The 24,458-nt window shown below is 70.6% G+C and carries 22 protein-coding genes; 10 read left to right on the top strand and 12 right to left on the bottom strand.

Annotation, left to right across the window (positions count from 1 at the left end; translation table 11 throughout):
* Nucleotides 1-189: 189 nt before the first annotated feature.
* The 3 genes from AC07FN_RS17980 (at nt 190) to AC07FN_RS17990 (ending at nt 3,670) form a co-directional block, all read left to right on the top strand.
* Nucleotides 190-1,269 carry a DUF917 domain-containing protein gene (locus AC07FN_RS17980; protein WP_478396632.1) on the top strand — a complete coding sequence of 360 codons (1,080 nt, stop codon included), beginning with the start codon at nt 190-192 and terminating at the stop codon, nt 1,267-1,269.
* Nucleotides 1,266-2,771, top strand: coding sequence for a PucR family transcriptional regulator (locus tag AC07FN_RS17985; RefSeq protein WP_478396633.1), 1,506 nt, complete (start codon nt 1,266-1,268; stop codon nt 2,769-2,771). The genes AC07FN_RS17980 and AC07FN_RS17985 overlap by 4 nt, the downstream gene beginning before the upstream one ends.
* Before the next feature lie 155 nt (nt 2,772-2,926).
* Complete coding sequence (locus tag AC07FN_RS17990) at nt 2,927-3,670, top strand: dienelactone hydrolase family protein (RefSeq protein WP_478396634.1); 744 nt, start codon at nt 2,927-2,929, stop codon at nt 3,668-3,670.
* On the opposite strand, the gene AC07FN_RS17995 is transcribed toward AC07FN_RS17990, so the two are convergent.
* Nucleotides 3,625-4,413 carry an isocitrate lyase/PEP mutase family protein gene (locus AC07FN_RS17995; protein WP_478396635.1) on the bottom strand — a complete coding sequence of 263 codons (789 nt, stop codon included), beginning with the start codon at nt 4,411-4,413 and terminating at the stop codon, nt 3,625-3,627. The two genes, AC07FN_RS17990 and AC07FN_RS17995, sit on opposite strands and share 46 nt — an antisense overlap.
* Before the next feature lie 64 nt (nt 4,414-4,477).
* Between AC07FN_RS17995 and AC07FN_RS18000 the strand changes: the two genes are divergently transcribed.
* A complete protein-coding gene (locus tag AC07FN_RS18000) occupies nt 4,478-5,188 on the top strand; it encodes an ArsR/SmtB family transcription factor (protein WP_358578151.1) in 711 nt (236 codons plus the stop codon).
* Nucleotides 5,189-5,461: 273 nt separating this feature from the next.
* Here AC07FN_RS18000 and AC07FN_RS18005 read toward each other — a convergent pair whose 3' ends face one another.
* Nucleotides 5,462-6,205, bottom strand: coding sequence for an SDR family NAD(P)-dependent oxidoreductase (locus tag AC07FN_RS18005; RefSeq protein WP_358392903.1), 744 nt, complete (start codon nt 6,203-6,205; stop codon nt 5,462-5,464).
* Nucleotides 6,206-6,331: 126 nt separating this feature from the next.
* Between AC07FN_RS18005 and AC07FN_RS18010 the strand changes: the two genes are divergently transcribed.
* Together AC07FN_RS18010 and AC07FN_RS18015 are read left to right on the top strand one after the other, a co-directional pair.
* Nucleotides 6,332-7,435, top strand: a complete 1,104-nt coding sequence (locus tag AC07FN_RS18010) for a winged helix DNA-binding domain-containing protein (RefSeq protein ID WP_478396636.1) — start codon at nt 6,332-6,334, stop codon at nt 7,433-7,435.
* A gap of 77 nt (nt 7,436-7,512) precedes the next feature.
* On the top strand, nt 7,513-8,328 hold the full coding sequence (locus AC07FN_RS18015; protein WP_478396637.1) for an SAM-dependent methyltransferase: 816 nt from the start codon (nt 7,513-7,515) through the stop codon (nt 8,326-8,328).
* Nucleotides 8,329-8,387: 59 nt separating this feature from the next.
* Here the strand turns inward: AC07FN_RS18015 and AC07FN_RS18020 are convergent, their stop codons facing one another.
* Genes AC07FN_RS18020 through AC07FN_RS18035 form a run of 4 tightly spaced genes read right to left on the bottom strand, consistent with a single transcriptional unit; the run spans nt 8,388 to nt 13,048 of the window.
* Nucleotides 8,388-9,017, bottom strand: coding sequence for a GTP-binding protein (locus AC07FN_RS18020; protein ID WP_478396638.1), 630 nt, complete (start codon nt 9,015-9,017; stop codon nt 8,388-8,390).
* Nucleotides 8,998-9,588: a DUF742 domain-containing protein gene (locus AC07FN_RS18025; protein WP_478396639.1), complete on the bottom strand. Its 591-nt coding sequence runs from the start codon at nt 9,586-9,588 to the stop codon at nt 8,998-9,000. The genes AC07FN_RS18020 and AC07FN_RS18025 overlap by 20 nt, the downstream gene beginning before the upstream one ends.
* 7 nt (nt 9,589-9,595) lie before the next feature.
* The gene (locus AC07FN_RS18030; protein ID WP_358578166.1) at nt 9,596-10,036 is read right to left on the bottom strand and encodes a roadblock/LC7 domain-containing protein; all 441 of its coding nucleotides are present in this window, start codon (nt 10,034-10,036) and stop codon (nt 9,596-9,598) included.
* Between the two features lie 54 nt (nt 10,037-10,090).
* Nucleotides 10,091-13,048: a nitrate- and nitrite sensing domain-containing protein gene (locus AC07FN_RS18035; RefSeq protein ID WP_478396640.1), complete on the bottom strand. Its 2,958-nt coding sequence runs from the start codon at nt 13,046-13,048 to the stop codon at nt 10,091-10,093.
* Nucleotides 13,049-13,754: 706 nt separating this feature from the next.
* Between AC07FN_RS18035 and AC07FN_RS18040 the strand changes: the two genes are divergently transcribed.
* The 3 genes from AC07FN_RS18040 to AC07FN_RS18050 all read left to right on the top strand — a co-directional run bounded on the left by AC07FN_RS18040 (nt 13,755) and on the right by AC07FN_RS18050 (nt 16,515).
* On the top strand, nt 13,755-14,174 hold the full coding sequence (locus AC07FN_RS18040; protein WP_478396641.1) for a DUF485 domain-containing protein: 420 nt from the start codon (nt 13,755-13,757) through the stop codon (nt 14,172-14,174).
* Complete coding sequence (locus tag AC07FN_RS18045; RefSeq protein WP_478396642.1) at nt 14,171-15,763, top strand: solute symporter family protein; 1,593 nt, start codon at nt 14,171-14,173, stop codon at nt 15,761-15,763. Before AC07FN_RS18040 ends, AC07FN_RS18045 begins: the two co-directional genes overlap by 4 nt.
* Before the next feature lie 389 nt (nt 15,764-16,152).
* Nucleotides 16,153-16,515 carry a hypothetical protein gene (locus AC07FN_RS18050; RefSeq protein WP_478396643.1) on the top strand — a complete coding sequence of 121 codons (363 nt, stop codon included), beginning with the start codon at nt 16,153-16,155 and terminating at the stop codon, nt 16,513-16,515.
* A gap of 33 nt (nt 16,516-16,548) precedes the next feature.
* Here the strand turns inward: AC07FN_RS18050 and AC07FN_RS18055 are convergent, their stop codons facing one another.
* Together AC07FN_RS18055 and AC07FN_RS18060 are read right to left on the bottom strand one after the other, a co-directional pair.
* The gene (locus AC07FN_RS18055; RefSeq protein ID WP_478396644.1) at nt 16,549-16,839 is read right to left on the bottom strand and encodes a YrhK family protein; all 291 of its coding nucleotides are present in this window, start codon (nt 16,837-16,839) and stop codon (nt 16,549-16,551) included.
* Nucleotides 16,840-16,884: 45 nt separating this feature from the next.
* Nucleotides 16,885-18,540 carry an FAD-binding dehydrogenase gene (locus tag AC07FN_RS18060; protein WP_478396645.1) on the bottom strand — a complete coding sequence of 552 codons (1,656 nt, stop codon included), beginning with the start codon at nt 18,538-18,540 and terminating at the stop codon, nt 16,885-16,887.
* 345 nt (nt 18,541-18,885) lie between these two features.
* Here AC07FN_RS18060 and AC07FN_RS18065 point away from each other — a divergent pair, with 345 nt between their 5' ends.
* Complete coding sequence (locus AC07FN_RS18065) at nt 18,886-19,224, top strand: peptidase inhibitor family I36 protein (RefSeq protein WP_478396646.1); 339 nt, start codon at nt 18,886-18,888, stop codon at nt 19,222-19,224.
* Nucleotides 19,225-19,392: 168 nt separating this feature from the next.
* Here AC07FN_RS18065 and AC07FN_RS18070 read toward each other — a convergent pair whose 3' ends face one another.
* From AC07FN_RS18070 to AC07FN_RS18085, 4 genes are read right to left on the bottom strand one after another with little or no spacing between them, the layout of a single operon-like run.
* A complete protein-coding gene (locus AC07FN_RS18070; RefSeq protein ID WP_478396647.1) occupies nt 19,393-20,559 on the bottom strand; it encodes a glycosyltransferase family 4 protein in 1,167 nt (388 codons plus the stop codon).
* Complete coding sequence (locus tag AC07FN_RS18075) at nt 20,556-21,476, bottom strand: alpha/beta fold hydrolase (protein WP_478396648.1); 921 nt, start codon at nt 21,474-21,476, stop codon at nt 20,556-20,558. Before AC07FN_RS18075 ends, AC07FN_RS18070 begins: the two co-directional genes overlap by 4 nt.
* A 6-nt stretch (nt 21,477-21,482) precedes the next feature.
* Nucleotides 21,483-22,715 carry a glycosyltransferase gene (locus tag AC07FN_RS18080; RefSeq protein WP_478396649.1) on the bottom strand — a complete coding sequence of 411 codons (1,233 nt, stop codon included), beginning with the start codon at nt 22,713-22,715 and terminating at the stop codon, nt 21,483-21,485.
* Nucleotides 22,712-23,701: a DMT family protein gene (locus AC07FN_RS18085; protein WP_478396650.1), complete on the bottom strand. Its 990-nt coding sequence runs from the start codon at nt 23,699-23,701 to the stop codon at nt 22,712-22,714. Before AC07FN_RS18085 ends, AC07FN_RS18080 begins: the two co-directional genes overlap by 4 nt.
* Nucleotides 23,702-24,458: the final 757 nt, after the last annotated feature.

Raw genomic sequence — 24,458 nt, forward strand, 5'->3', positions numbered from 1 at the left:
TCGCATCCTACACAAAAGAAAAAAAACCCCCCCGACCCCACCCCCCCCCTTCCCCCCCCCCCCCCCCCCCCCCCCCCCCCCCCCCCTTTTTTCCTCCCCCCCCCCCCCCCCCCCCCCCCCCCCACCACCGGTGACCCGGCGATGCGCCCACCCGGGCTCGGTCTCCGCTGGTGGGGCAGGCTGTGGGGCATGCGCATCGGTCTGCCGGACGTGCCCGCGCTGGAGCGGGGCGTTTCGCTGCTCGGTTCCGGCGGTGGCGGCGACACCGTCACCGGCGCCGCGCTGCTGCGCAACCGGCTCGCCGCCGGTCACCGGGTGGCGCTCACCCCGGTCGGCGAGCTCGGCGCCGATGCGCAGGTGGTGCCGGTCGGAGTGGTCGGCGCGACCGCCGTGTTCGCCGAGAAGCTGCCCAGCGGGGCGGAGTTCGGCGCGGCCATCGCCGCGATCGAGCGGTGGACCGGCCGGCGCGCGGACGCGTTGGTCTCGATCGAGGTCGGCGGGCTCAACGGGGTCCTGCCGCTGGTCGTCGGCGGGCAGCTGGGTCTGCCGGTGGTGGATGCCGACCTGTCGGGGCGCGGCGTGCCCCGGCTGAACCAGCTCTCGGTGGCCGCCGCGGGCAAGGGGCTGACGCCCGCGGTGCTGGCCGAGCCCGGCGGTCAGGTGCTGGTGCTCGCCGAGGCGACCGCCGCCGAGCTGGAGCGCACCGCGCGCGCCTTCCTCGCCGGTTCCGGCGGCTGGGCTGTTCTCGCGCTCGCCCCGATCTCCGCGCGCGAGCTGCCGTCCTGCGCGATTCCCGGCAGCATGAGTTCCGCGGTTTCCCTTGGCGAGCAAGCACTTTCGGTGGGCGAACGATCCGGCTCCGAGGAGCTGGCGGCGGCCACCGGCGGGCGGGTGGTCGGGCTGGGCCGGGTGGTCGAGGTGTCGCGGCGGCCGGGCCCCGGCGAGCACGGCCGGACCGGGTTCGCCCGCGGCAGCGCGACGATCCTGGATCACCGGAGCCGGTCGCTGCTGCGGCTGGAGATGGAGAACGAGTACCTGTTCGCGATGCTCGACGGCGAACCGGTGGCGTCCACACCGGACGTTCTCGCGGTGCTCGATCGCCGCACCGGTGTGCCGATCCCCTGCGACGTCGTCCGCCAAGGCGTCGAGGTCACCGTCCTGCAGCTGCCCGCCGCGGAGTTCTGGACCGATCCGCGGCGCCTGCCGGTGCTGGAGCCGCGCGCCTTCGGCATCGACTGCGACCCGATCCTGCTGGAGGTGCGGCGATGAGCATCAGAGTGCGCCGGCTGCTCGCGCTGCCGGAGTGGCGCGAGTCGGTGGGAGTGCTGGCGGGCGACGTCGAGCGCATCGTGCGGCTGGCGCGGCCGATGGCACCCGACCGTCCCGTCGAGCCCGGCGAGCTCGTGGTGTTGGTGCAGCCGATACCGGCCACCGACTGGCGCATCGACGCCCTGCTCCGCCGGGTCGCCGACGGCGGTGGCGCGGGTGTGCTGCTGCCGGCCGGGGAGCTGCTGCAAACCACCCGGCTGCTCGCCGACCGGCTCGGCATCCCGCTGCTGGCGGCCGCCGCATCGCCGCTGGACCTGCTGATCTCCGCCCGGCTCCTGCTGGCGGCTCCCGCGCTCGACCGCGCGGACCTGGTGCTGGCGACCCACGAGGCGCTCGGCTCGCGCATCCGCTCGCCCGAGGAGATCGTCGCGACGTTGAACGGTCTGCTGGACGCGCCGGTCGCGTTGCTCGACGACAGCGGCACGCTGCTCGCCGGAAAACTCCCCCACACCAACGAAGTCCGCGTGCACGAGCCGGTTCCGCAGCGCATCGAGCTCGACGGCAGCGTGCTGCTCGCGCACCCGGTGCTGCTCCCCGACGCAGCTCGACCGACGCTCTGGCTGACCGCCGAGCTGCCCGACGCCAACGCGGCGCGGGCGGACATCGTGCCGCCTGCTCTGTCGGTCGCCGCCGCGGCGGTGCAGCGCTGGCTGCTCGCCAACCGGCTCGAACTCGAACGCGACGCCCGGTCCCGGGCCGCGCTGCTGAGCGACCTGCTGCGTCTGGACGACGAGCCGACCGCCGACCTGCGCCGTCGCGCGGCGGACGCGGGCTGGGGGCTCGGCGGCTGGCACGTCGGCATCCGGATCGGCACCCAATCCACAGTGGACACCGTCGCGCGCGGCCGGGAAGTGGAGCGGGTGCTGCACGCCGAGGGCGTCGACGCGGTGGTGGTCGAGCACGGCGACGGCTGGACCGGCTGGGTCACCTTCGACCAGGAGCCGACGGCCGACCGGGTGCGAGCACTGGCTGCCCAGCTGCGAGCCGCCACCCACGAGCTGCAGCGGACGCTGGACGCGCACATGGGAGTCGGTCGCCCGCACCCGCAGGCGGACGGGCTGGCGACGACGATCGCCGAGGCCACCGACGCCGCGCGGATGGCCAGGACCCGCCCGGAGTCCGGCCGGTTCCTGCACGTCGACCAGCTCGGCATGGCCCAGCTGCTGCTGGAGTGGACCCGCACGGACACCTTCGAACCGGCGGCCCGCACGCTCATCGCGCCGCTGCGCGGCCAACCCGGCGACCTGATCCGCACCCTGGCGACCTACCTGGACGCGGAGTCGTCGATCGCGGAGACGGCGGCGGTGCTCGGCGTGCACCGCAACACGGTCGCGGCCCGCGTCGAACGGATCGAGCGCCTCCTCGCGGTCGACCTGAGCCACCGCGACGAGCGCCTGGCCCTGCACCTGGCCTGCCGCGCGGTCACCCTCGCCGAGGGCTAGGCAGGGCAGTCCCGCGAGCGCTTTGGGGTGCCATAGCGCACCGAAGCGCTCACGGACGTCACGGTGCACCAGCCGAAGTGGTCGATCAGCGGCGTACGCGTGTCGGCGCACGCGGGTCGGGGTAGTCGGAGCTTGCGGAACTGGAGGAGGCTCACATGGTTCAAGTCGCAACCGAGCCGGTGATCGTCAAGACCCCCAAGGGCGACCTCGAAGGGGATCTCGTGGTGCCACCGCCTGCCCGGGCGGTGGTTCTTTTCGCGCACGGTTCCGGGAGCTCCCGGCACAGCCCCCGCAACCGCGCGGTAGCGGAGTCGCTGCAGTACTCCGGATTCGGCACCCTGCTGCTGGACCTGCTCACCCCGGAGGAGGCGAAGTTCGACCAGCGGACCCACGAACTGCGCTTCGACATCGAGCTGCTCGCCGAGCGGCTGGTGCCCGCGATCGACCAGCTCGACGAGTGGTCGGCCACCAGGCGCATGCCGATCGGGCTGTTCGGCGCCAGCACCGGCGCGGCCGCCGCGCTGAAGGCCGCCGCCCGGCGACCGGACCGCGTCGCCGCCGTGGTGTCGCGCGGCGGCCGCCCGGATCTCGGCGGCGAGGGGCTGGCATCGGTGCAGGCGCCGACGCTGCTGATCGTCGGCGGCGACGACCGCGAGGTGCTCAACCTGAACCGGCAGGCGGCCGAGCTGCTCACGTCGCTGCCGCTGACGGACATCAAGATCGAGATCGTGCCGCACGCCGGTCACCTCTTCGAGGAGCCCGGCGCGCTGGACCAGGTCGCGGAGCTGGCCGCGAGCTGGTTCCGCAACTACCTCGGCGCCGGGGTCGAGCGCTGGACCGGCCCGGACGGAGGTCACTGGAAGCCGCCGGAACCCCGCCGACGGCCACCGATCGCGTAGTCCTGCACAACCGAATAAGCGGGGACGCCAGTCGCCAGGGGCGCACCGTCGCGGACGCTGCGCGCCGTGGTGACCGCTGCGTGCAGCGCGGCGCGGTACAGCAGCGAGCCCGTGCTGATGCGCTGGACGCCGAGCTCCGCGAGGTGCTCGATGCGTTGTCCCGGCTGGAAGAGGATGTTGATCGGCACGTCGATCGCGTCCCGCAGCGCGCGGATGTCGTCGTCCGCCGCCATGCCCGGCACGAAGACGCCGTCCGCACCAGCGCCGACGTAGCGCTTCGCGCGGTCGATCGTGTCGGCCAGCGACGGTTCGTCGCCCAGCCAGTAGGTGTCGGTGCGGGCGTTGAGGAACAGATCCGGCACCCGCTCCTTCACCGCGCCGATCAGTTCTTGATGACGCGCGGGATCGCCGAGCTCGTCTTCGAGGTTGATCCCGGCGATGCCCGTTGCGGCCAGTTCCGCGGCCAGCTCCGCGACCTCGCCGGGGCCACCGCCGAAGCCCGACTCGATGTCGACGGTCACCGGCCGCGGCAGGTCCGCCAGGCGACGGGCGAGTTCGATCGTCTGCGTGCGCGTGCGCCCCTCGCCGTCCGGCAGGCCTTGGGCCGCGGCAACGCCGAGGCTCGTCGTGCCGATCGCCTCGAAACCGGCCTCGACCAGCGCCGCAGCAGAGGCGAAGTCCCAGGCGTTCGGCAGCAGCAGCGGGGCGTCAGCGTGGTGCAGCGCGTGGAATTCTCGGAACATGCCCGCACCATAGGACCGGGACGGTTCGGCAGCCGCCGAACCGTCGGTGTTGCAGGATGACCGCATGACGATGGCACGCGATGTCGCGCAACTGGCCGGGCTGCTGGCCGACACGACCCGTGCCGCGTTCTGCCTGGCGATGCTCGACGGCCGGGCCTGGACGGCGACCGAGCTCGCCGCGCACGCCGGGGTCGCCGCGTCGACGGCCAGCGAGCACCTGAACCGGCTGGTCGCGGGCGGGCTGCTGGTCGAGCGCCGGCAGGGACGGCACCGGTACGTCCAGCTCGCGAACTCGCAGGCGGCGGACCTGCTGGAGGCGTTCATCGGCCACCTGGGGCCGAGCCGGGAGCAGCCGCGCGGCCTGCGCGCGGTCGGCGCCTCGGCGGCCCTGGCCAGGGGCCGAACCTGCTACGACCACCTGGCCGGCCGGATCGGGGTCGCGATCGCCGACGGCATGACCGCCGCGGGCCTGCTCGACCAGGCCGGTGGGTTCGCGATGACCGAGGCGGGCGTGGACTGGCTGACCGGCACCCTCGGCATCCCCGCCGCGGACCTCACCGGCACCCGGCGCCCGCTGGCCCGAGCCTGCCTGGACTGGACGGAGCGCCGCTCCCACCTGGCCGGAGCGGCCGGAGCCCACCTCCTGCGCAGCTTCCTGGACAACGGCTGGATCAAGCGGATCGGCACGGGCCGAGCGGTTCGCCTGACCGATCCGGGCACCAAGGCCCTCCGCGATCTCCTCGCGATCGACGCAACGGCCCAGGGCCTGACGTGAACGCGGACATCCCCGCAGGTCAGCACCCATAAGCACGTTGTGCCGCCAAAGCAGCAAGAAACACGCACGGCCTGCGACCTGCGGATACCGAACCGACGCCGGGTACTGACGCAATTTCCATTGAAATCGAAGGTTCAATTTCAATGGAAATTGCGGCCATGCACCAGAACCCCACCACCCGACGAGGTCACCGCCACGCGAAACGAGGTTGGAAAAACCTCACTGAAACCGCACCCGTGCGGCAGGCGCAGCCGCGTGGGACGAGACCGAGGATCAGCGGGGCATGCGGCGCCAGATCGCCTGCGGCACCAGCCGCATCACCGCGAACACCCAGCGCAGGATCGGCGGCACCCACACCACTCGCCGCCCCCGCCGCAGGGCGTTGACCGTCGCATCCGCGACCTGGTCGGGCGTGCTGGACCACGGCGCGGGGCTCATGCCCCGGGTCATCCGGCCGATGACGAACCCCGGCCGCACGATCAGCAACCGCACGCCGCTGCCGACCAGCGCGTCGGACAGCCCGTTGGCGAACCCGTCGAGCCCGGCCTTCGCCGACCCGTAGACGTAGTTCGCGCGCCGCACCCGCACGCCGGCGACCGACGAGAACACGACGATCTCGCCGCTGCCCTGCTCGCGCAGCAGGTTCGCCAGGTGCGTCAGCACGCTGATGTGCGCGACGTAGTCGACGTGCACGATGTCGATCGCGTGCGCCGCGTCCCGCTCAGCCCGCTCCTGGTCGCCGAGCAAGCCGAAGGCGGTCACCGCGACGGCGATCGGCCCGTGCCGGTCGACGATGCCGCGGAGCAGCTCCGCGTGGCTGTCCACGTCCGAGGCGTCGAACTCCACCCGCGCCACGTCGGTGGCCCCGGCCTCGCGGAGCGCGGCCTCCTCGGCGTCCAGGTCCGCCGACCGCCGCGCCGCCAGCACCACGGTGCCGTGCCCGCGCTTGACGAGGCGCTCCGCCACCGCCACACCGATTTCGCTGCGGCCCCCGAGGACCAATACCGCTCCGCTCATCGCCGCAAGTCTGCCATCGGCGTCCCCGCCCGCCTCGCACCGGCACGAACGGCCTGTTCGCGCCGCCCATCGAGGCGAACCCGTCGGTCCCACGACATAAGGTCGGCCCCCGGCGAGAGGAAAACGATGACGGTGCTGAGCCTGCGCGAGCTGAACCGCGCGACCTTGGAGCGGCAACTGCTGCTGCGCCGCTCCGAGCGGTCCGCGGTGGAGGTGATCGACCACCTCGTCGGGATGCAGGCGCAGGCGCCGTTCCCGCCGTACTTCGGCCTGTGGACCCGAATCGCCGGGTTCCGGCCCGACGACCTGGCACAACGGCTGCTGGACCGCAGCGTGGTCCGCATCGTGCTGATGCGCGGCACCGTCCACCTGGTCTCCGCCGCCGACTGCCTGCTGCTGCGCCCGCTGGTGCAGCCGATCATGGATCGCGGCCTGCGCACGAACAACCAGCACCGGGACGAGATCGCGGAGCTGGACCACGCCGAGCTCGCCGCCGCTGCCCGGGAACTGCTCGACGAGCAGCCCCGGACGGCCGCCCAGCTCGGCCCGCTGCTCGCCGAGCGGTGGCCGGACCGGAAGCCGGCGTCGCTGGCGCACGCGGTCCGCAGCCTGCTGCCGCTGGTGCAGGTCCCGCCGCGCGCGATCTGGGGTCGCAGCGGCCAGCCGACCTATGCGACGGCCGAAACCTGGCTCGGGCGACCGCTGGACACGGAGCCCGCGCCGGAAGACGTCCTGCGCCGCTACCTCGCGGCCTTCGGCCCGGCCACGGTCGCGGACATGCAGACCTGGTCCGGCCTCACGGGTCTGAAGGCGGTCGCGTCGAAGCTGGATCTGCGCAGCTTCCGCGACGAGAACGGCCGCGAGCTGCTCGACCTCCCCGACGCGCCCCGCCCCGATCCCGACGTGCCCAGCCCGCCGCGCTTCCTGCCGCCGTTCGACAACCTGCTGCTCTCGCACAAGGACCGCACCCGCGTCATGCGGGAGGACGACCGCAAGCGCCTGTTCGCCGTCAAGAACGCCGTGCTGCCGGGCACGATCCTGGTCGACGGCTTCCTGCACGGCGCCTGGCGGATCGACCGGCGGAAGAACTCCGCGACGCTCCTGGTCGAGCCGTACCGGAAGCTGTCCGAAGAGGACGCCGACGCCATCGAGGCGGAAGGCCGCCGGCTGCTGGAGTTCGCTGAGCCGGATGCCGACCACGGCGTCCGGATCACCGAAGTCGATCAGTAACAGGTGTTTACCTGGCGCATTCGGCGGAATACCCTGCTCTTGATCGTTTCGACCCCGGACCGAGCGGACCCTTCCCCATGGCAACTGCTGACAGGCCGCAGATCGACACCACCAAGCCCAGCATCGCGCGGGTCTACGACGCCTTCGTCGGTGGCAAGGACAACTTCGAGGTGGACCGGCAAGTCCTGCAGCAGATCCAGAAGATAGCCCCCGAGGCGGTGCAGGTCGGCAGGCAGTGCCGGGCGTGGCTGATCCGCGTGGTCCGGTTCCTGTCCGGCCACGCCGGCATCGACCAGTTCCTCGACCTCGGCTCCGGGCTGCCCACCGCGGAGAACACCCACCAGGCGGCGCAGCGGCTCAACGCCGAGGCCCGGGTGGTCTACTTCGACAACGACCCGTCGGTCGCGGCGCACGGCCGCGCGCTGCTGGAGGAGAACGACTACACCCACTTCGCGGTCGGCGACCTGCGCAATCCCGCGGAGATCCTGTCCGACCCGGTGGTGACCAAGTACCTGGACCTGAGCCGCCCGGTGGCGCTGATCCAGTGCAACACCCTGCACCACGTCACCAACGACGAGGATCCGCAGGGCATCATGTCGGCCTACGTCGACGCGCTGGCGCCGGGCTCCTACCTCGCGATCTCGCACCTGCACAACCCGGCCGACGGCAGCTCGCGGGCCACGCTCGCGACGGAGTCCCAGCTGCGGTTCAACTCGATGATGAGCAGCTGCTACTACCGCAAGCGGGACGAGATCCAGGATCTGTTCTGCGGGCTCGAAATGGTCGAGCCGGGCCTGTCGTACCTCTTCGACTGGTGGCCCGACGGCCCGCGCCTCACCGAGCCGTCCGACGCCGAGTACAACCTCCTCGGCGGCGTCGCCCGCAAGGTCTGAAGAACGAGTCGGGGGTGTTCCGGGCGGTTGCCCGGAACACCCCCGATCTCGTGCCTGGATCAGCCGGGCTGCCGAGAGGTCCAGTGCCGCATGGCGTGCTCGACCAGCGCGATCAGGGTCCGCTTGGTCGACTCCCGGTCCCGGGCGTCGCACGGCCCGATCGGCACGTTCGGGCCGATCGCCATGGCCTCGCGGACCTGTTCGATCGAGTGCAGCATCTGGCCGTCGAACAGGTTGACGCCGACCAGGTAGGGCAGCCCGCGGTCCTCGAAGAAATCGATCGCCGAGAACGAGTCGGCCAGCCGCCGGGTGTCCACCAGCACGACCGCGCCGATCGCGCCGCGCACCAGGTCGTCCCACATGAACCAGAACCGCTGCTGCCCGGGCGTGCCGAACAGGTACAGGATCAGGTCGGAGGCCAGCGAGATCCGGCCGAAGTCCATCGCCACCGTGGTGGTCGTCTTGTTCGGCGTGGCGCCGAGGTCGTCGACGCCGCGGCTGGCCTCCGTCATCACCGCCTCGGTGGTCAACGGCACGATCTCCGACACCGACCCGACGAACGTCGTCTTGCCGACCCCGAAACCACCCGCGACGACGATCTTCGCCGACGTCGACGTGGTGCTGCCCTGGTTGACGGCCTGCGGCGGCGCGGAGCCGAGCTGGGGCGCGCTATAGCCGACGGAGTCCACTCAAAACCCTTTCCATCAACACCATGTGTGGTGCGCTACCGCTTTCGCTCACCGTCTGGTGCACGGTGATCAACCCCAGTTCGGCCATGTCGGCCAGGAGCACGCGGGCGACCCCGATCGGCACGGACAACAGCGCCCCCACCTCCGCCACCGACCTGGGGTGCTGGCACAGCTCGGCGATCGACTGGTGCTCCAGCCGGACCGCCGCGCCCTGCTGGTACACGTCTCCCGTGGAGACCAGGGTTTCCAGCTCCAGCTTGTGGTTCGACCTGGTGCGCCCGCCGGTCCAGGTGTAGGAGCGGATGCTGGACGCGGCCGGCGCCTCCGGCTCGACGGGTTCGTCCGGGTACGGCTCCTGCCGGTCGTGATGGCCGTAGTCGCCGTACTGGTCCTCGTACCCGTCGTCGTACTGGTCCTGGTAATACTCGACGGGCTGTTCCTGCGGCTCGTCGCGCTTGCGCTTCTTGCGCCCGCTGCCGAAGGTGAACCCGTTGACGACGTGGGCGAAGCTGTCGTCTCCCGAGTTGTCCCGTCTTCGGCCCTGCCGTGGATATTCAGAGCGTCTACTCATCGCATCCTCACACCAGTTGGCCGGTGAACGCGTTCGGCGCCCCCTGAAGCTGCGACCGGATCTCCGGGGTGAGCATCTGGCCGACGCGCTCCACGAGCATGGTCATCTCGTAGGCGACCAGTCCCATGTCGCACTGCGGGGCGGCGAGCACGGTCAGGCACGAGCCGTCGCTGATGCCCATCTGCAGCAAGGTGCCGCGCTGCATCTCGACAATCGTCTGAACCACTCGTCCGGCCTCGAAGCACTTCGCCGAGCCCTGGGTGAGGCTCAGCAGCCCAGAGGCGACCGCGGCCAGCTGATCGGCCCGGTCCCTGGGCAACTTCGCCGAGGCGGTCAGCACCAGGCCGTCGGCGGACACCACGATCGCGTGCGCCACACCGGCCACGCGCTCGGTGAAGTCAGTGATCAGCCAGCCGAACCTGCGGGAAATCATCTCCTGAGCAGTCATGCAACCTCCTGTTCGTTGCCGCGGTGATCACGCCTTCGCGCTGCGGAATCCATGTCAGCCCTCGTCGGTTGCTCGATGCCGACCACGACTGATACCGCTCTGGAAGTCGGCCAGTCGGCCGCGGAGTTGATCCGCGTCGCGCTGGAAGGGTTCGGCCTCGACCGGACGCTCGGCGTTCGTCACGCTGCCCGGCACGAGGTGCGCCTTCGGGGTCCGGCGCGGCAGGCCCGCCTGGGTGAACGACGCCGGCTGCGGGTTCGCCGCGGCCTCCGCCGCCTCGCGCGCCTTGTCGGCGGCGAAGTTCCAGGCGTCCGCCCCGGAGGTGTCCGGGATCCACGATGATTCGGCGGCCGCCGGGCCGTCCGATCCGGCCGGCTCCGTCCACGGGTCCTGCTGTGCGGGCTCCGACAACCAGGAACCCGCCCCGGAGGTCTCCGCGGGCGTTTCCACAGGCACGTCGGCGGGGTGCCCGAACTGGACCCCGTTCTGGGCCAGCCGCCGGCTGATGTCCTCCGCGCTGCGGGAGGGCCTGTCGGTCGGCGGTTCCGGCTGCTGCTGCCCGCGCGGCACGCGGCGCGGCAGCCCGGACGAGGTGAGCGACGGCTCCTCCGGCTGCCGGTCGTCCGGCGGGAAGTCCGAGCTCGACGGGAAGCCCGCCGGTTCGCCCTCCGCGTCGGGCCAGCCGAAATCGTCGGCGGCGGCCCGCTCCTTCGCGTACGGGTTCTCGCCGGCCGGCTGGAACCACTGGGTCGATGCCTCGGTGAACAGCGGCGCCTCCGGCGCGGGCCGCTCCGCTGGCGGCTCGGCATCCGGCCAGTCGACGCCCAGGTCCGAGGACACCGCGCGCGGCTGCTGCGGGATGTCGATCGGCGCGTCGAAGAGGTGCTCCGTCGGCGATTCCTCCCGGGTGGGACCGGGCTCGAAGAGGCTTGCCGACGCCGGTTCCTGCCACGGCGAGCTGTCCTGCGCCGGTTCGGGCTGCGCACCGCGACGCGGCAGCACACCGGACGTCGGCAGTTCGGTGTGCGAGTGCCCGTTGCGCTGCCCCGGCGGTGTCGCCGTGGGCTGCAGGGCCGGCCCGGATTCGACCGAGACGACGTGCTCGGCCGGGATCATCACGGTCGCCCGAACGCCCTCGACGTCCGGCCCGCCGTGCAGCTCGACGCCGACGCCGTGGCGAACCGCCAGCCGTCCGGCGACGTACAACCCCATCCGCCGCGAGGTGCCGAGGTCGTCCTCGTCCGCGTGGGCCAGCTGCTCGTTGGCCCGGGCGATCTCCTCGTGCCCGATGCCGATGCCCTGGTCCAGCACGTCGAGCACCACCGTGCCGTCGCCGGACTGGTAGCTCGACACCGTGACGGTCGTGTCCGGGGCGGAGAAGTTGGCCGCGTTGTCCAGCAGCTCGGCGACCAGCCGCACCAGGTCGCTGGCGGTGTGCCCGCGCAGCTTGACCGCCGGCGGCGGCTGCACCACGACCCGCGGGTACTGCTCGATCTCGGACACGGCGGCGCGCAGCACGTCCGCCATGTCGGTGGGCTGGGTGAAGCGGCGCGCCAGGTCGCTGCCCGAGAGGACCATCAGGTTCTCGTTGTTGCGCCGCATCCGGGTGGCCAGGTGGTCCAGCTGGAACAACCGCGCGAGCTGGTCCGGGTCTTCCTCGTCCTGCTCCAGCTGCTCGAACAGCCGCAGCTGCCGTTCCAGCAGGCTCTGGCTGCGCCGCGAGATGCTGATGAACACCTCGCCGTAGCCGCGCCGCAGGTCCGCCTGCTCCACCGCGAGCCGCAGCGCCTGCTGGTTCACCTCGTCGAAGGCGCGGGCCAGCTGGCCGACCTCGTCGGTGGTGTCCACCGGGAACGGTTCGACGACGGCGTCGGCGATCCGGCCCTGCCGGATGCTGGACACCGCCGCGGGCAGTTCGTACTCCGCGGCGTCCAGCGCGCTGCTGCGCAGGTCGCGCAGCGAGCCGAGCAGCTGCCGGGCGATCACGATGATGATCGCGGCGGCGGCGATCAGCGCGGACAGCAGCAGCACCGAGTCCCAGCCGGCGGCGTTGCTGGCCTCGTCCTCCAGCTGCGAAGCGGTGGCGCGCACGTCGGCCGCGAGGTCGTCGTGACCCTGGTCGATCAGCGCGACCGAAGCTTCGGTGGCGGCGTTCCAGGCGTCGCGCTGCACCGAGAACCCGCCGGAGAAGATGTTGTCGGTGCTCTCGCGCACGATCGCATCGAGCATCCGGTTGCGATCCACGATCGCCGGGGCGGTGAGCGTCTGGTCCAGCCGCTGCTGCCAGTACGCGGCGACGGTGGAACGAGCATCGCCGATCTTGCTGAGCAGGCGGGCCCGCGAACCGCTCAGGTTCTCCAGCGCCACCGATTCGATGTCGGCCTCGGTCAGCCCGGTCAGCACCCAGGCCTGCTGCAGCCGCACTTCTTCGGTCAGGCCCAGCATGTCCTGCAGTGCGGTCGCCGTGCTGGACAGGCTCCGGTCGGCGACGCTGCTGCTCAGCGCGCGGTCGAGGGCCAGCACCGAGTTGATCACGCGGGTGTAGTCGCCGATCGCCTTGGCCGGGCTGATCCGGTGCTCGCGGATCTGCTGGCGGAGCTGCCCGAGCCCGTCCAGCAGGGGCCGGAGCTCGCCGTAGCGGTCGGCGATGACGCCGGTGTCGACGTCGGGCGAAGCCAGGATCTGTCCAAGGTCGGCGACCGCCCGGTCCACCGCGGCGGCCGGCTCCTCGGCCGCGGCGAGTTCGCCGTCGCCGACCAGGAACTCGACGGATCGGGTGCGCTCGTGCTGGACCCCGACGAGCAGCGGCTCGATCTGGTCGACCGCGTTCAGCACGTCCGCGACGCGGCCGTACTCGGCGGCCCGGTCGACCTGCCACCGGATCTGCCCGATACCGAGCGTGATCGCGAAGATGACCGGCACCAGCACGACCGCGCCCAGCTTCGTCGGCAGCGACCAGTTGCGCCACTGCACGACGTTGTCGCGCACCCGCTCGAATCCACCCGCGGTCACGAGCGCTCTCCAGGCTGCGAGCTCTGGGTCTCGTGCAGGTCAACCAAGGTCTGGACCCTCTCGGGCGAACAATGCGTTGGAGAACGGCGCATGCGTGCGGTCCCGCAATCGTCGTCTGGGCTGTCGGGGGTGAAATCCAGCCGCGGTCGAGCACCACCCGACGCCCGGAATCGGCTTACGGCACGGCACCGTACCAATGCGTGATCAGATTCACTCAGAGTAACGACGAGCGTCCCCGGTTGGCGCATTTCGAACACTGGTACCGAACCGTGACCTTCCAGATCGCGCGACTGTCTTTCAGTGCCCAAGCACTATAAGGCCCAGAACCGCGGATAGCACCGGGGGCTTTTTCCCATTCCGCTACGACAATCAGGCGATGTAACACCGAGTGTTCGAACCCCACTCCGCACCCGGCGGCTTTTTCACTCGTTCAGCCTAGAGCGGAGTAATCCACTTTGGTCGCGAGCAGCGCAAAAGACCTGGTCAACAAGATCATAAGCGCCGAAGCCAAACCTCTGACCTGCCAATACCGGACAGTAACCAAGCGTCGTCGACCGACCTCGCCGAGGCCCGCGAGCCGCTCCGCAACCGCCGAAACCACGTGGGGATCACCACACTGTCGATCTCGCGCGACACGTGGTTAGAATTCCCCGCCACCGCCAGGCCTTCAGCCGAGCGGCCAACCGCGAAGTTCCAGGAAGGATGCATGAGCAACGCAACGCAATCCGCGCTGCGCGGCGGCCCCCGCGATCAGCCCGGAAATCCGCGGGTGGCCTTCGGTGGAATCGACAAGAGCTCCGTTCGCGCGACTAACGAACGTCCTGATTTCGCCGCTATCCAGCAGAGCCCGGAATTCCGCGACCTGCGCCGCCGACTGAAATGGTTCATTTTCCCGGCTACGGCGTTTTTCCTGATCTGGTACCTCGGGTACGTGGCGATCGCCGCCTATGCCCGGGAATTCATGGCCCAGCCGCTCATCGGCGAGATCAACGTCGGCCTGGTCATGGGTGTCGGCCAGTTCGTCACCACCCTGGGCCTGACCACGCTCTACGTCCGGTTCGCCCGCCGCCGCATCGACCCCGAGGTCGACCGGATCCGACAGGACGCTGGGGAGTCCGACCAGTGAACGAACCGCAGCTGATCCCGGCCGACAACGCGATCATCAACACCAGCGTCTTCGCGGCGTTCGTGCTGATCACGCTGTTCATCGTGTACCGGGTGAGCAACCGGGGCACCTCCAGCGACTACTTCGTCGCGGGCAGCTCGTTCAGCGGTGTGCAGAACGGCATCGCGCTCTCCGGTGACTACCTGTCGGCCGCGTCGTTCCTGGGCATCGCCGGGGCGATCGCGGTCTACGGCTACGACGGCTTCCTGTACTCCATCGGCTTCCTGGTCGCCTGGCTGATCAACCTGCTGCTGCTCGCCGAGCGCACCCGCAACACCGGCCGCTTCACCATGGGCGACGTGCTCAGCTTCCGGATGCGCCAGCGCCCGGTGCGGGCCGCGGCGGCGTCCTCGACGCTGGCCATCACGATCATCTACATGATCGCCCAGATCGCCGGCGCGGGCGGCCTGGTCGCCCTGCTCCTCAACGTGCACGGCAAGTTCGGCCAGGCCCTGGTGATCGCCGCGGTCGGCGCGATCATGATGATCTACGTGCTGGTCGGCGGCATGAAGGGCACCACCTGGGTGCAGATCATCAAGGCCGCCATGCTGCTGCTGTCGGTATTGATGATCACAATCTTCCTGCTCGGCAAGTTCGGCTACAGCTTCACGAACCTGCTGCAGCACGCCGCCGAGAACAACCCGCACGGCCGCGACATCTTCGCCCCGGGCGTCCAGTACGGGAAGTCCGAACTGACCAAACTGGACTTCGTGTCGCTGTCGATGGCCCTGGTGCTCGGCACCGGCGGCCTCCCGCACGTGCTGATGCGGTTCTACACCGTGCCCAACGCCCGCGAGGCCCGTCGCTCCGTGGTCTGGTCGACCTGGGTGGTGGCGACGTTCTACATCTGCACCCTGGTCATCGGCTACGGCGCGTCCGCGCTGGTGGGCACGGACGCGATCCTCGGCGCGCCGGGCGCGGAGAACTCCGCCGCCCCGCTGCTCGCCTACCGGATCGGTGGCACGGTGCTGCTGGGCATCATCGCCGCGGTCGCCTTCGCCACGATCCTGGCGGTGGTGGCGGGGTTGACGCTGACCGCATCGGCGTCGTTCGCGCACGACATCTACGCCAACGTGATCCGCCGCGGCGACATCGACTCGGACTCCGTGGTGCGGGTGGCCCGGTTGACGGCGCTGGTGATCGGCGTGGCCTCGATCCTCGGCGGCATCCTCGTCATCGGGCAGAACATCGCGTTCCTGGTCGGCCTGGCGTTCGCGTTCGCCGCCTCGGCGAACCTGTCCACGCTGCTGTACTCGCTGTTCTGGAAGCGGTTCAACACCACCGGCACGCTGTGGGGCATCTACAGCGGGCTCGGCTCCTGCCTGCTGCTGGTGATCTTCTCGCCGGTGCTGTCCGGCTCGCCGGACTCGATCATCCCGAGCGTGGACTTCGCCTTCTTCCCGCTGAAGAACCCGGGCATCGTGTCCATCCCGGTCTCGTTCATCTGCGGCATCATCGGCACCTTCGTCGGCAAGGAAGCGGTCGACGAGGACCGCCAGGCGGAGATGGAGGTCCGCGCCCTGACCGGCATCGGCTCCCGGGCCGGCTGAGCGTCCCTGGACTTCCAGGCTCTTTCTGCGGAGCGGTGCGGGCGGCGGAACCTCCAGACGCCGTCTGGACTCCTGGACCCCCGACTTGCGCATGACCAATTGGAAACGCTGGCGAACGGCCCCAGGACCTCGGTGTCCCGGGGCCGTCTTCGTCTGCACGCACCGCAGCGGTGACCCGACCGGTGCTAACCCACAGGTGGGCTCCGCCGGGTGCCCGATCGCCATGGGTCACCGGCCGTCCGGCCGCCGTGCTCGATTGCGCTCTACCCAATCGGATACTGCCGGGCGGCCGCAATTCTCCATAAAATGGAACTGCCCGCCATCGGGGCGCTTCGGCAATAGCAGGGGGCAATGGGAAGCGATCCGGCGGGCGAATCGGGGGGTATTCCATGCGAACGGTTCGCAATGCACTGCTCGCTGCGGTCACCGCCGCCGTCCTGCCCATGTCCGGCCTGGGCACCCAGGTCGTCATCATCGCGGCCGAAGTCAAGAACGGCCTGGTCGATCTGGTCCAGAAGGCTTCCCACGGCCGGTCGGGCGACTTCCGCGAGCCCGGGGTGCTGATCCGCTCGGCACCTGATACCGGCAGCGCCGCACGCGGCGTGGGAAATCCCGGCGACGACGTCAACATTCGCCAGGCGACCCGCGGGGAATCCGTCCGCTGCCCGGACGGATCCGCGAATTCGGAATGGTTCGACGTCACGAATCGCCGCACCCGCGTCACCGGATTCGTCAGCGGCTGCTTCCTGTGATCGAGTCGCATTCGGCCGCCGGGAATGGGCGGGTCAGAAATCCTGATCAGATCCGCGCAGCCCGGCCGGTCGCAACCGACGCAGGCGCACGTGCCGCGCGAGCCTGATCACCGGCCGCACCGCGAGCTCGCAGCTGCCCAGCAGGAACAGCCAGGTGCCCGCGGTCGCCGTGGACTCGTGGAAGAACAGCAGGCTGCCGACGGCGAACCAGACGGCGATCAGGAAGTCGTTGACGATGCTGATGACCTCGTACCGCCGCCGGATCAGCAGCTCCTCGCGCCCGATCCGCAGCACCAACGGGCCCGACTCGGCCGGATCTCGCATGATCCGATTGTCCGCGAGCCGGGCGAACTCCGCAGGTCAGCAGGGCTAGCCGACGGCAGCGGCGGCCGCTCGCCCGGCCTGCCGGCCGGAGAACAGGCAGCCGCCGAGGAACGTGCCCTCCAGGGCCCGGTACCCGTGCACACCGCCGCCGCCGAAGCCCGCGACCTCCCCGGCCGCGTAGAGCCCGGGCAGCGGCTCGCCCGAGGCCTGCAGGACCCGGCCGGACAGGTCGGTCTCCAGCCCGCCCAGCGTCTTGCGGGTCAGGATGGACAGCCGCACCGCGATCAGCGGCCCGGCGGCCGGGTCCAGCAGCCGGTGCGGCTCGGCGACCCGGATCATCCGGTCGACCACGTAGCGGCGGGCCGCGCGAATGGCGATGACCTGCTCGTCCTTGCCCAGCCCCGACTCGACCTGGCGGTCCCGGGCGACGATCTCGCGTTCCAGCGCGGCCGCGTCGATCAGCGGCTCGCCGACCAGGTCGTTCATCCCGCGCGCCAGCTCCGGCACGGTGCGCCGGACGACGAAGTCGGAGCCGCGGCGGACGAACTCGGCGACCGGCCCCGGCGTGGCACCGCCGCCGCGCTGCAGCAGCTTGCGGATGCTGCGGTCGGTCAGGTCCGGGTTCTGCTCGGAGCCGGACAGCGCGAACTCGCGGCTGATGATGCGCCGGTTGAGCACGAACCAGGTGTAGTCGTGGCCGGTCCGCACGATGTGCTCCAGCGTGCCGAGGGTGTCGAAGCCCGGGAACAGCGGCGAGGGCAGCCGGCTGCCCTGCGCGTCCAGCCACAGCGACGACGGGCCGGGCAGGATCCGGATGCCGTGCTTGCTCCAGATCGGCGCGTAGTTGCGGATCCCCTCGGTGTAGTGCCACATCCGGTCCGGGTTGATGATGTGCCCGCCCGTGCGGGACACCACCTCCAGCATCCGCCCGTCCACGTGGTCGGGCACGCCGGCGATCATCTCCTTCGGCGGCTCGCCGTAGCGCTCGGGCCAGTTCCGGCGCACCAGGTCGAAATTCCCGCCGATGCCGCCGGACGCGACGACCACGGCCTGCGCGTGCAGCTCGAAATCGCCTGCCACGTCGCGAGAACTCGGCTGCCCGCGCTCCACCGCGCTCGGCACGAGCACTTCGCCGCGCACGCCGGTCACCGCTCCGCCGCTGGTGATCAGCTCGCTGACGCGGTGCCGGAACCGGAACGTCACCAGGCCGCGCTCGGCGGCCTCTCGCACGCGGCGGATGAACGGGGCGAGCACCCCGGGGCCGGTGCCCCAGATGACGTGGAACCGCGGCACGGAGTTGCCGTGCCCGGTCGCCAGGTGACCGCCGCGCTCGGCCCACTGCACCAGCGGGAAGAACCGCACTCCCTGCTCGACCAGCCAGGAGCGCTTCTCCCCGGCGGCGAAGTCCACGTAGGCCTCCGCCCACTGCCGGGGCCAGTGGTCCTCGGGCCGGTCGAACCCGGCGGAGCCGAGCCAGTCCTGGAGGGCCAGCTCGTGGGAGTCGCGGACGCCCAGCCTGCGCTGTTCCGGGGAGTCCACCAGGAACAGGCCGCCGAACGACCAGTGCGCCTGGCCGCCCAGGGAGGCTTCGGGTTCCTGGTCGACCAGCACGACCCGGCGGCCCGCGTCGGCCAGCTCGGCGGCGGCGACCAGGCCGGCCAGGCCGGCGCCCACCACGATGACATCAGCGTCCAACGTCACTGCCGACCTCCGCACTACCGAGTGGTAACCGAGTGCCTGTATACCGCAGTCGGGGACGCTCCGACAGCCCGCCCGGCCGATCGCCGCGGCGCCGCGACATTGCGCGCAGGCGCGGAATTCCACCCGGTCGGGGTGTATCCAGCAAATTCGCTGGCATTCCGATCCGGGCTTCGGGAATCTTGTTTTCAGCGCGCCGATTTCGGCCGCGATCCACTCATTATCCGCCCATGAAAGGGTTTTAGCATGTCCAAGTGCGCTTCTTCCGCCGCGTCGCGCCGAATCGCGATCCGCTCGTCCGCCCGGCGAGGGGTCTGGCTGAGCGGCCTCCGGAGAATAGTCGTCCCGGTGCTGTCCGTCCTCACCGCGATCGCGGTCGGCGCGGGCGGGGCCTACGCCGCGCCACCCGAAAGCCCTTGCCCCGCAGGGTCTTTCTGCACATGGCCGGAGGAGAACTTCACCGGCCAGTCGCACGCGGTCGGCCTCCAGGCAACCTCGCTGGAGCAGTGCGTCCGGCTCCAGCAGGGTGCGGAGGCGCGGTCCTTCGCGAACAACACCGGCCACCCGGTGACGGTCTACCAGGATCCCGACTGCGACACCGAAGCGGAATTCAGCACGTACCCAACGGGTTCCCAGAATCCACGGGCTGCATACGTCGCGCGAGCAATCAAGATCTGGTCGCACTGACCGGCGAGCCTGCCTCGACAGCAATTCGCGGCGCAGGCGGAATCTCAGACGCCGTCGACGACATCCCGTTCGCGCATTCACCGATGCGCAGCGCCGATGCCGTCCCCCCGAGGCGACGCCTGAGAACCCGCCGCAGAAACACGCGCAGCGCCGATTCCCGGCAGGAACTCAGCGGACCAGGTCCCGCATCAGCTCCAGCAGGCGCTCGGCGGAGTTGGCCCAGGTGAACTTCGCCGCCTGACCGCGAGCCGCGGCGATCAGATCCGCACGCGTCCGGGGATCCTCCACGGCACGCACCGCGGCGGCGAAGCCCTTCGACGACCCCGGTTCGAAGAACCTCGCGTGCCCCCCGGTCACCTCGTGGAAGATCTCCAGGTCGCTGCAGACCACCGGCGTCCCCACGTTCATCGCCTCGATGATCGGCAACCCGAAACCCTCGTCCCGCGAAGCGGTCACCAAGGCGCTCGCCCTGCGGAGCAGCGCCTGGTAGTCGCTTTCGCTGATGCCATGCCAGAAAACGACATCGGCGTCCGGAGGCAGCTGCGCGCGCAATTCCGCCTCGCGCGCGGCTGCGATCCGGCTGACCAGGTGCAACCGGTGTTCCGGAAGGAGAGCCATGCCCGCGATCAACGTTTCCACGTTCTTGTACGGCATGAACGAGCCCATGTACACAAGCTCCCGCGGCCCGCCCGGCTCCGCAGCGGAATCGACGCCGGGCTCCTCGTCGCCGGCACCGTCCCCCGACGACGGAGACGGCGCATTGTGGACGACCGTCACCGAGCGCCGGGTGAGCCGGTGGTCCTCGATGAGCTTGCGGGTCGTCTCGCTGACCGTGACCACCGCGTCCGCCCGGTTGAGCATGACCCGCTGCGGCCAGAACGCCTTGTGGTAGAGCCGCCACGCGATGCGCACGGGCAGCGGCAGGAAACCCGGCGGCTGCGGGTGCCGGTAGTAGATCAGGTCGTGCAGCGTGAGGACGAGCCGGTAGTCGCGCCGGAAGCCGCCGATCACCTGCATCGGGCTGAACACGACGTCCGCACCGAGCCGGTTGAGCGTGCGGGAAAGCCACAACTCCCGCGGCGAGAAGGGGCTGTTGACCTTCACGTGCGGAACCCCGGACGGCAGCAGCCGCAGCTGCCGCTCGTCATGGATCAACATCGTCACCGGATGGAGGTGGTGCAATGCCTCGATCAAGCTCGCGCCGAAGCGGCTGATCCCGTCGTGCTGATCGGTTCGCGTCCAACGCGCGTCGACGAACACGTTCATCGTCGCCGCCCCGGCCTCGCCCGAACGCTGGCCGGAGGCACCGCTCCCGTGCTGTCCGAGGCCGGTCATGGCGTTCCGAGGAATCGTCGGATCGCTTCGGCCGCCGGTTCCGGCGTCTCGTAGTGCACCAGGTGGCCGACGTCCGGAATCACCACGAGTTCGGCGTCCGCGAACCGGGCCGCCAGCGCGCGCTGGCCGGCCAGGGGCGCGATCTCGTCGGACTCCCCCGCGATCAGCAGGGCCGGCATCCCGAGCTCGTCGACGTGGTCCGCGACGGTGTGCGTCACCGAAGCCTCGAAGGTCTCGCTGAGCAGCGCCGGGCTGTGGAAGCGGCTGAAGTACCGCAGGTGGTTCTCGTCGATGAACCCGCGCAGCTGCTTGTCCTTCGTCCGCGTCATCGCCCGGCTCGCGGCGAGCACGACCCACCTGTTGCTCAGCAACGAGTGCCCGGCCCGGAGCGGCAACCGCTTGCCCAGCGTGTAGTAGGCGGAGGTCAGCCCGGAGAGCAGCACGCGGGGCCCGCGCAGCGCGGGCGTCGAGATCGGGTTGATCAGCACCAGGCGCCGGACGAGCTCCGGCGAGGCGGCGGCGACGTGCGACGCCACGATCGAGCCGAAGGAGTGCCCGAGCAGCACCACCGGCCGGGTTCGGCCGCCGAGCCGCTCGATGAGTTCGGTGATGACGTGCGCGTAGCCGGCGACGTCGTGCCGTCGCCCGGTCATCGGCCCGGAGTCCCCGAACCCGGGCAGGTCCGGGATCACGACGCGCTGGTCCGGCAGGCCCGCTGCGACGAGTTCCAGGCCGTGGTGGGTACCGCGCAGGCCGTGCACCATGACCACCGTCTCGGCTGCGTCAACCGGTTCGGTCGGCGCGACCAGCGAGGTGGAACCGCTCTCGGCGAGGTGGTCGCGGTAGACCCAGTAGTGCAGCTCGGCGCCGCTGATGTGCTCCACCCGCTCCGCGGGCTGGAGTTCCGGGACGATCATGGTGGGTCAGCTCGCCAGCTCGGTGCGGATCTCGTCGAGCTCGACGGTGCTCTCCGGGTCCGTCACGTGGTGGTAGATCGCCTCGAACCGGCCCAGGATCTCGTCGATGTCGTGCCGGGACACAAACCGCTCGCTGGCCGCGCCCATCCGGTCGATCGTCGCGCGATCGCTGATCACGTCGTCGATCGCCCGGGCCAGGGCGTGCACGTCCCGCGGCGGGTAGAGCCAGCCGTTCTCGCCCGGCTGCACGAGGTGCGGCAGGGCCATGGCGTTGGCCAGCACCACCGGGGTGCCCGCCGACATGGCTTCCATGGTGGCCAGGCTCTGCAGCTCGGCGATGCTGGGCATGCAGAACAGGTCCGCGCGGGCGTAGGCGTCCAGGAGTTCGTCATCGCTGAGGAATCCGTGGAAGTGCACCCGGTCGGCGATGCCGAGTTCCACCGCGAGCTGCTCGAAGGCGTCGCGCCGGCTGCCGTTGCCGACGATCTCCAGCCGCGTCGGCACCTCGGTGCGCAGCAGCGCCATGGCCCGCAGCAGGTCGTCGATGTGCTTCTCCTCGTCGAGGCGCCCGACGAACAGCACGGTGCGAACGGCCGGGTCCGGGTTCTGCTTGCGGTAGCTCCGGGCCCGCCGCCGGTACCGCTCGACGTCGATGCCGCAGGAGACCGGCAGTGCCAGATCGGTGAACCCGTTCTCCTGCAGCAGCTGGACGGCGCGCGGGGTCGGCGCGGTGACGAGCTGCGCCTTCCCGTAGTGCTTGACCAGGTTGTGCCACAGCAGGCGGCCGGCCGCCTGCTGGAGGAACTCCGGGACCTTGAAGTAGCCGAAGATGTTCTCCGGCATGAAGTGGTTGGTGGCGATCAGCCCGATGTCCCGGCGGAGCGCCGAGTTGATCAGGCCGCGGCAGATGAAGAAGTGCGACTGCACGTGCACGACGTCGGGCTGGATCTCGGCGATCAGCCGGTCCGCCTGGCGGGCCTGCCAAGGGAGGAGGCCTCGGATCGACGGGTGGAACGGCGAGCCGTAGGAGGCGACGCGGTGCACGGTCACGCCGTCCTCGACCTCGGAGCGCGACTCCCGGTCGGTCGAGTGGCAGACGACGTGCACCTCGTGGCCGCGACCGGACAGCCCGGTCGCCAGGCGGTGGCCGAAGTTCGCCGCCCCGTTCACGTCGGGGGGGTAAGTGGTCGCGCCGACCACGATCCGCATCGGGCGCCTGCTGGGCGGTTGCGAAGTCAAGTGGAACTCCCGTCAGGACGATCTGTCGAACTCGGTCCGGCAGGATCACTGCTGCCGTTCACAGTGTTCGTTGAGGTCGCAGTGGTCACGGTGGTCGAGGAGAACGCAGCGGCGGCGGGCTCGCTCCGTTCCTGGGTGTCGGGGTGGTAGCGGGCCAGCGCGAAGACGCCCGCGCAGGCCACGACGGCGCACAGGCCCTCGCCGGCAGCGGTCCAGGCGCTGACCTGGTCGGCCTCGCCGAGCAGGCCGATGCCCAGCCCCACCGCCACCAGCGGGTCGATCACGGTCAGGCAGGCCACCACGAGGTCCGGCGGGCCGCTGGCGTACCCGTGCTGCAGCAGCCAACCGCCGACGACCATCGCGACGACGATGCCGAGCAGCGGAAGCGGGTTGATGTCCAGCAGCTCGGTCGTGCCCAGCTGCTGGGCCACCGCCCGCATCAGCACCGACACGTACCCGTACGCCACCGCGCAACCGGCGGCGAAGAGGATGCAGCGGGCCTTCGAGCGGGTCAGCATCGCGAGCACGCCCAACGCCAGGATCGCGCCGGCCACCAGCTGTGTCGCGAGCAGCTGCTCGTCACCGGCGATCGGGGTGGCCGTCGCGCTGCCCGCGGCGAGGAAGACGAAGGCGCCGACGCCGCCGGTGGCCGCGACCACCGACAGCGCAACGCTGGGCTTGAGGTCCCGGGCGGTGATGCCCTGCTGCCTGAGGTTCAGCAGGACGGTGATCGGCAGCGCCAGCACGCCGACCGGCTGCACCACGCTCAGCGGTGCCAGGCCGAGCGCGCAGGCGTGCAGGACGGTGCCGCTGCCGAGCGCGGCGAGGCCGCCCAGCCAGCGGGGGTTGCGGATGAGCTGGGCCTGGCTGCGGAGGCCGAGTCCGCGGCCGTCCATCGCATCGTGCACAGCGGCGTGCTGCAGCCTCGCCCCCACGGCATAGCCGCAGGCCCCCAGTGCGGCGAGCAGTACCGCGAGCGCAGTCATCGTGGACCACGTCCCGCGACGATGGCCGGATGGTGCTGCACGACCGGATCAGTCCTCTTCACCAGGCTGCGGGAACGTTCGGCTGCCGAACACCCTAGTGCGCGATCCATGTCACGTCCCGCTTTCGAGCCCCGCGGCGTCCGCCGCGTCGGCCTGCTACCAGTATCGGGCTCCGAACCCGCTGATTCCCGCCTTCGCTGTCCGTCCACACCGCTCAATCTCGCGTCTCGCGAGTCCGGCTCACATCCGGGGCCGGACCCCCAATTTCCCTGAGACGTTCCGGGTCCGCACCCTGGGGCGTCCGCCGGGCCCCCAGGCCACGACGCCCCGGAACCGGCCCCAGAACCCCGCCGGACCTGCGTAAACACGCTGCGGCACCGACCCGGCCAACTCTCCGGGTAACCCGCACGCACATCCCGGCCCGCCCGGCGGGCATTACAGCAAAGCACGGAATTGCGGCGGCTCGTGAAACGCCAGACGAATATGCGTGAACCGATCCGGTGAACGAAAGTCGACCGCCAGGAGAAACAAGTGGAATGAACCCAACCAGTTTCGGAACCGTTGCGCTCGCGCACGATGGAGGCGCGCCGGACGCACCTCGCGCGTGCGCTTCTGCACTGTCCGCCGGATCCACGTGCACGACTGTAGAACAACGTCGCTGAGGACTTTGCCAGCAACACATCCCGACTCGCCCGGAGGACGGCGGCAGCGTCTCGACCGCAATCCCGCGGAATATCGATGCGCCACCAAAAACACC

This window comes from Saccharopolyspora sp. NPDC045941 (genome assembly GCF_056431445.1).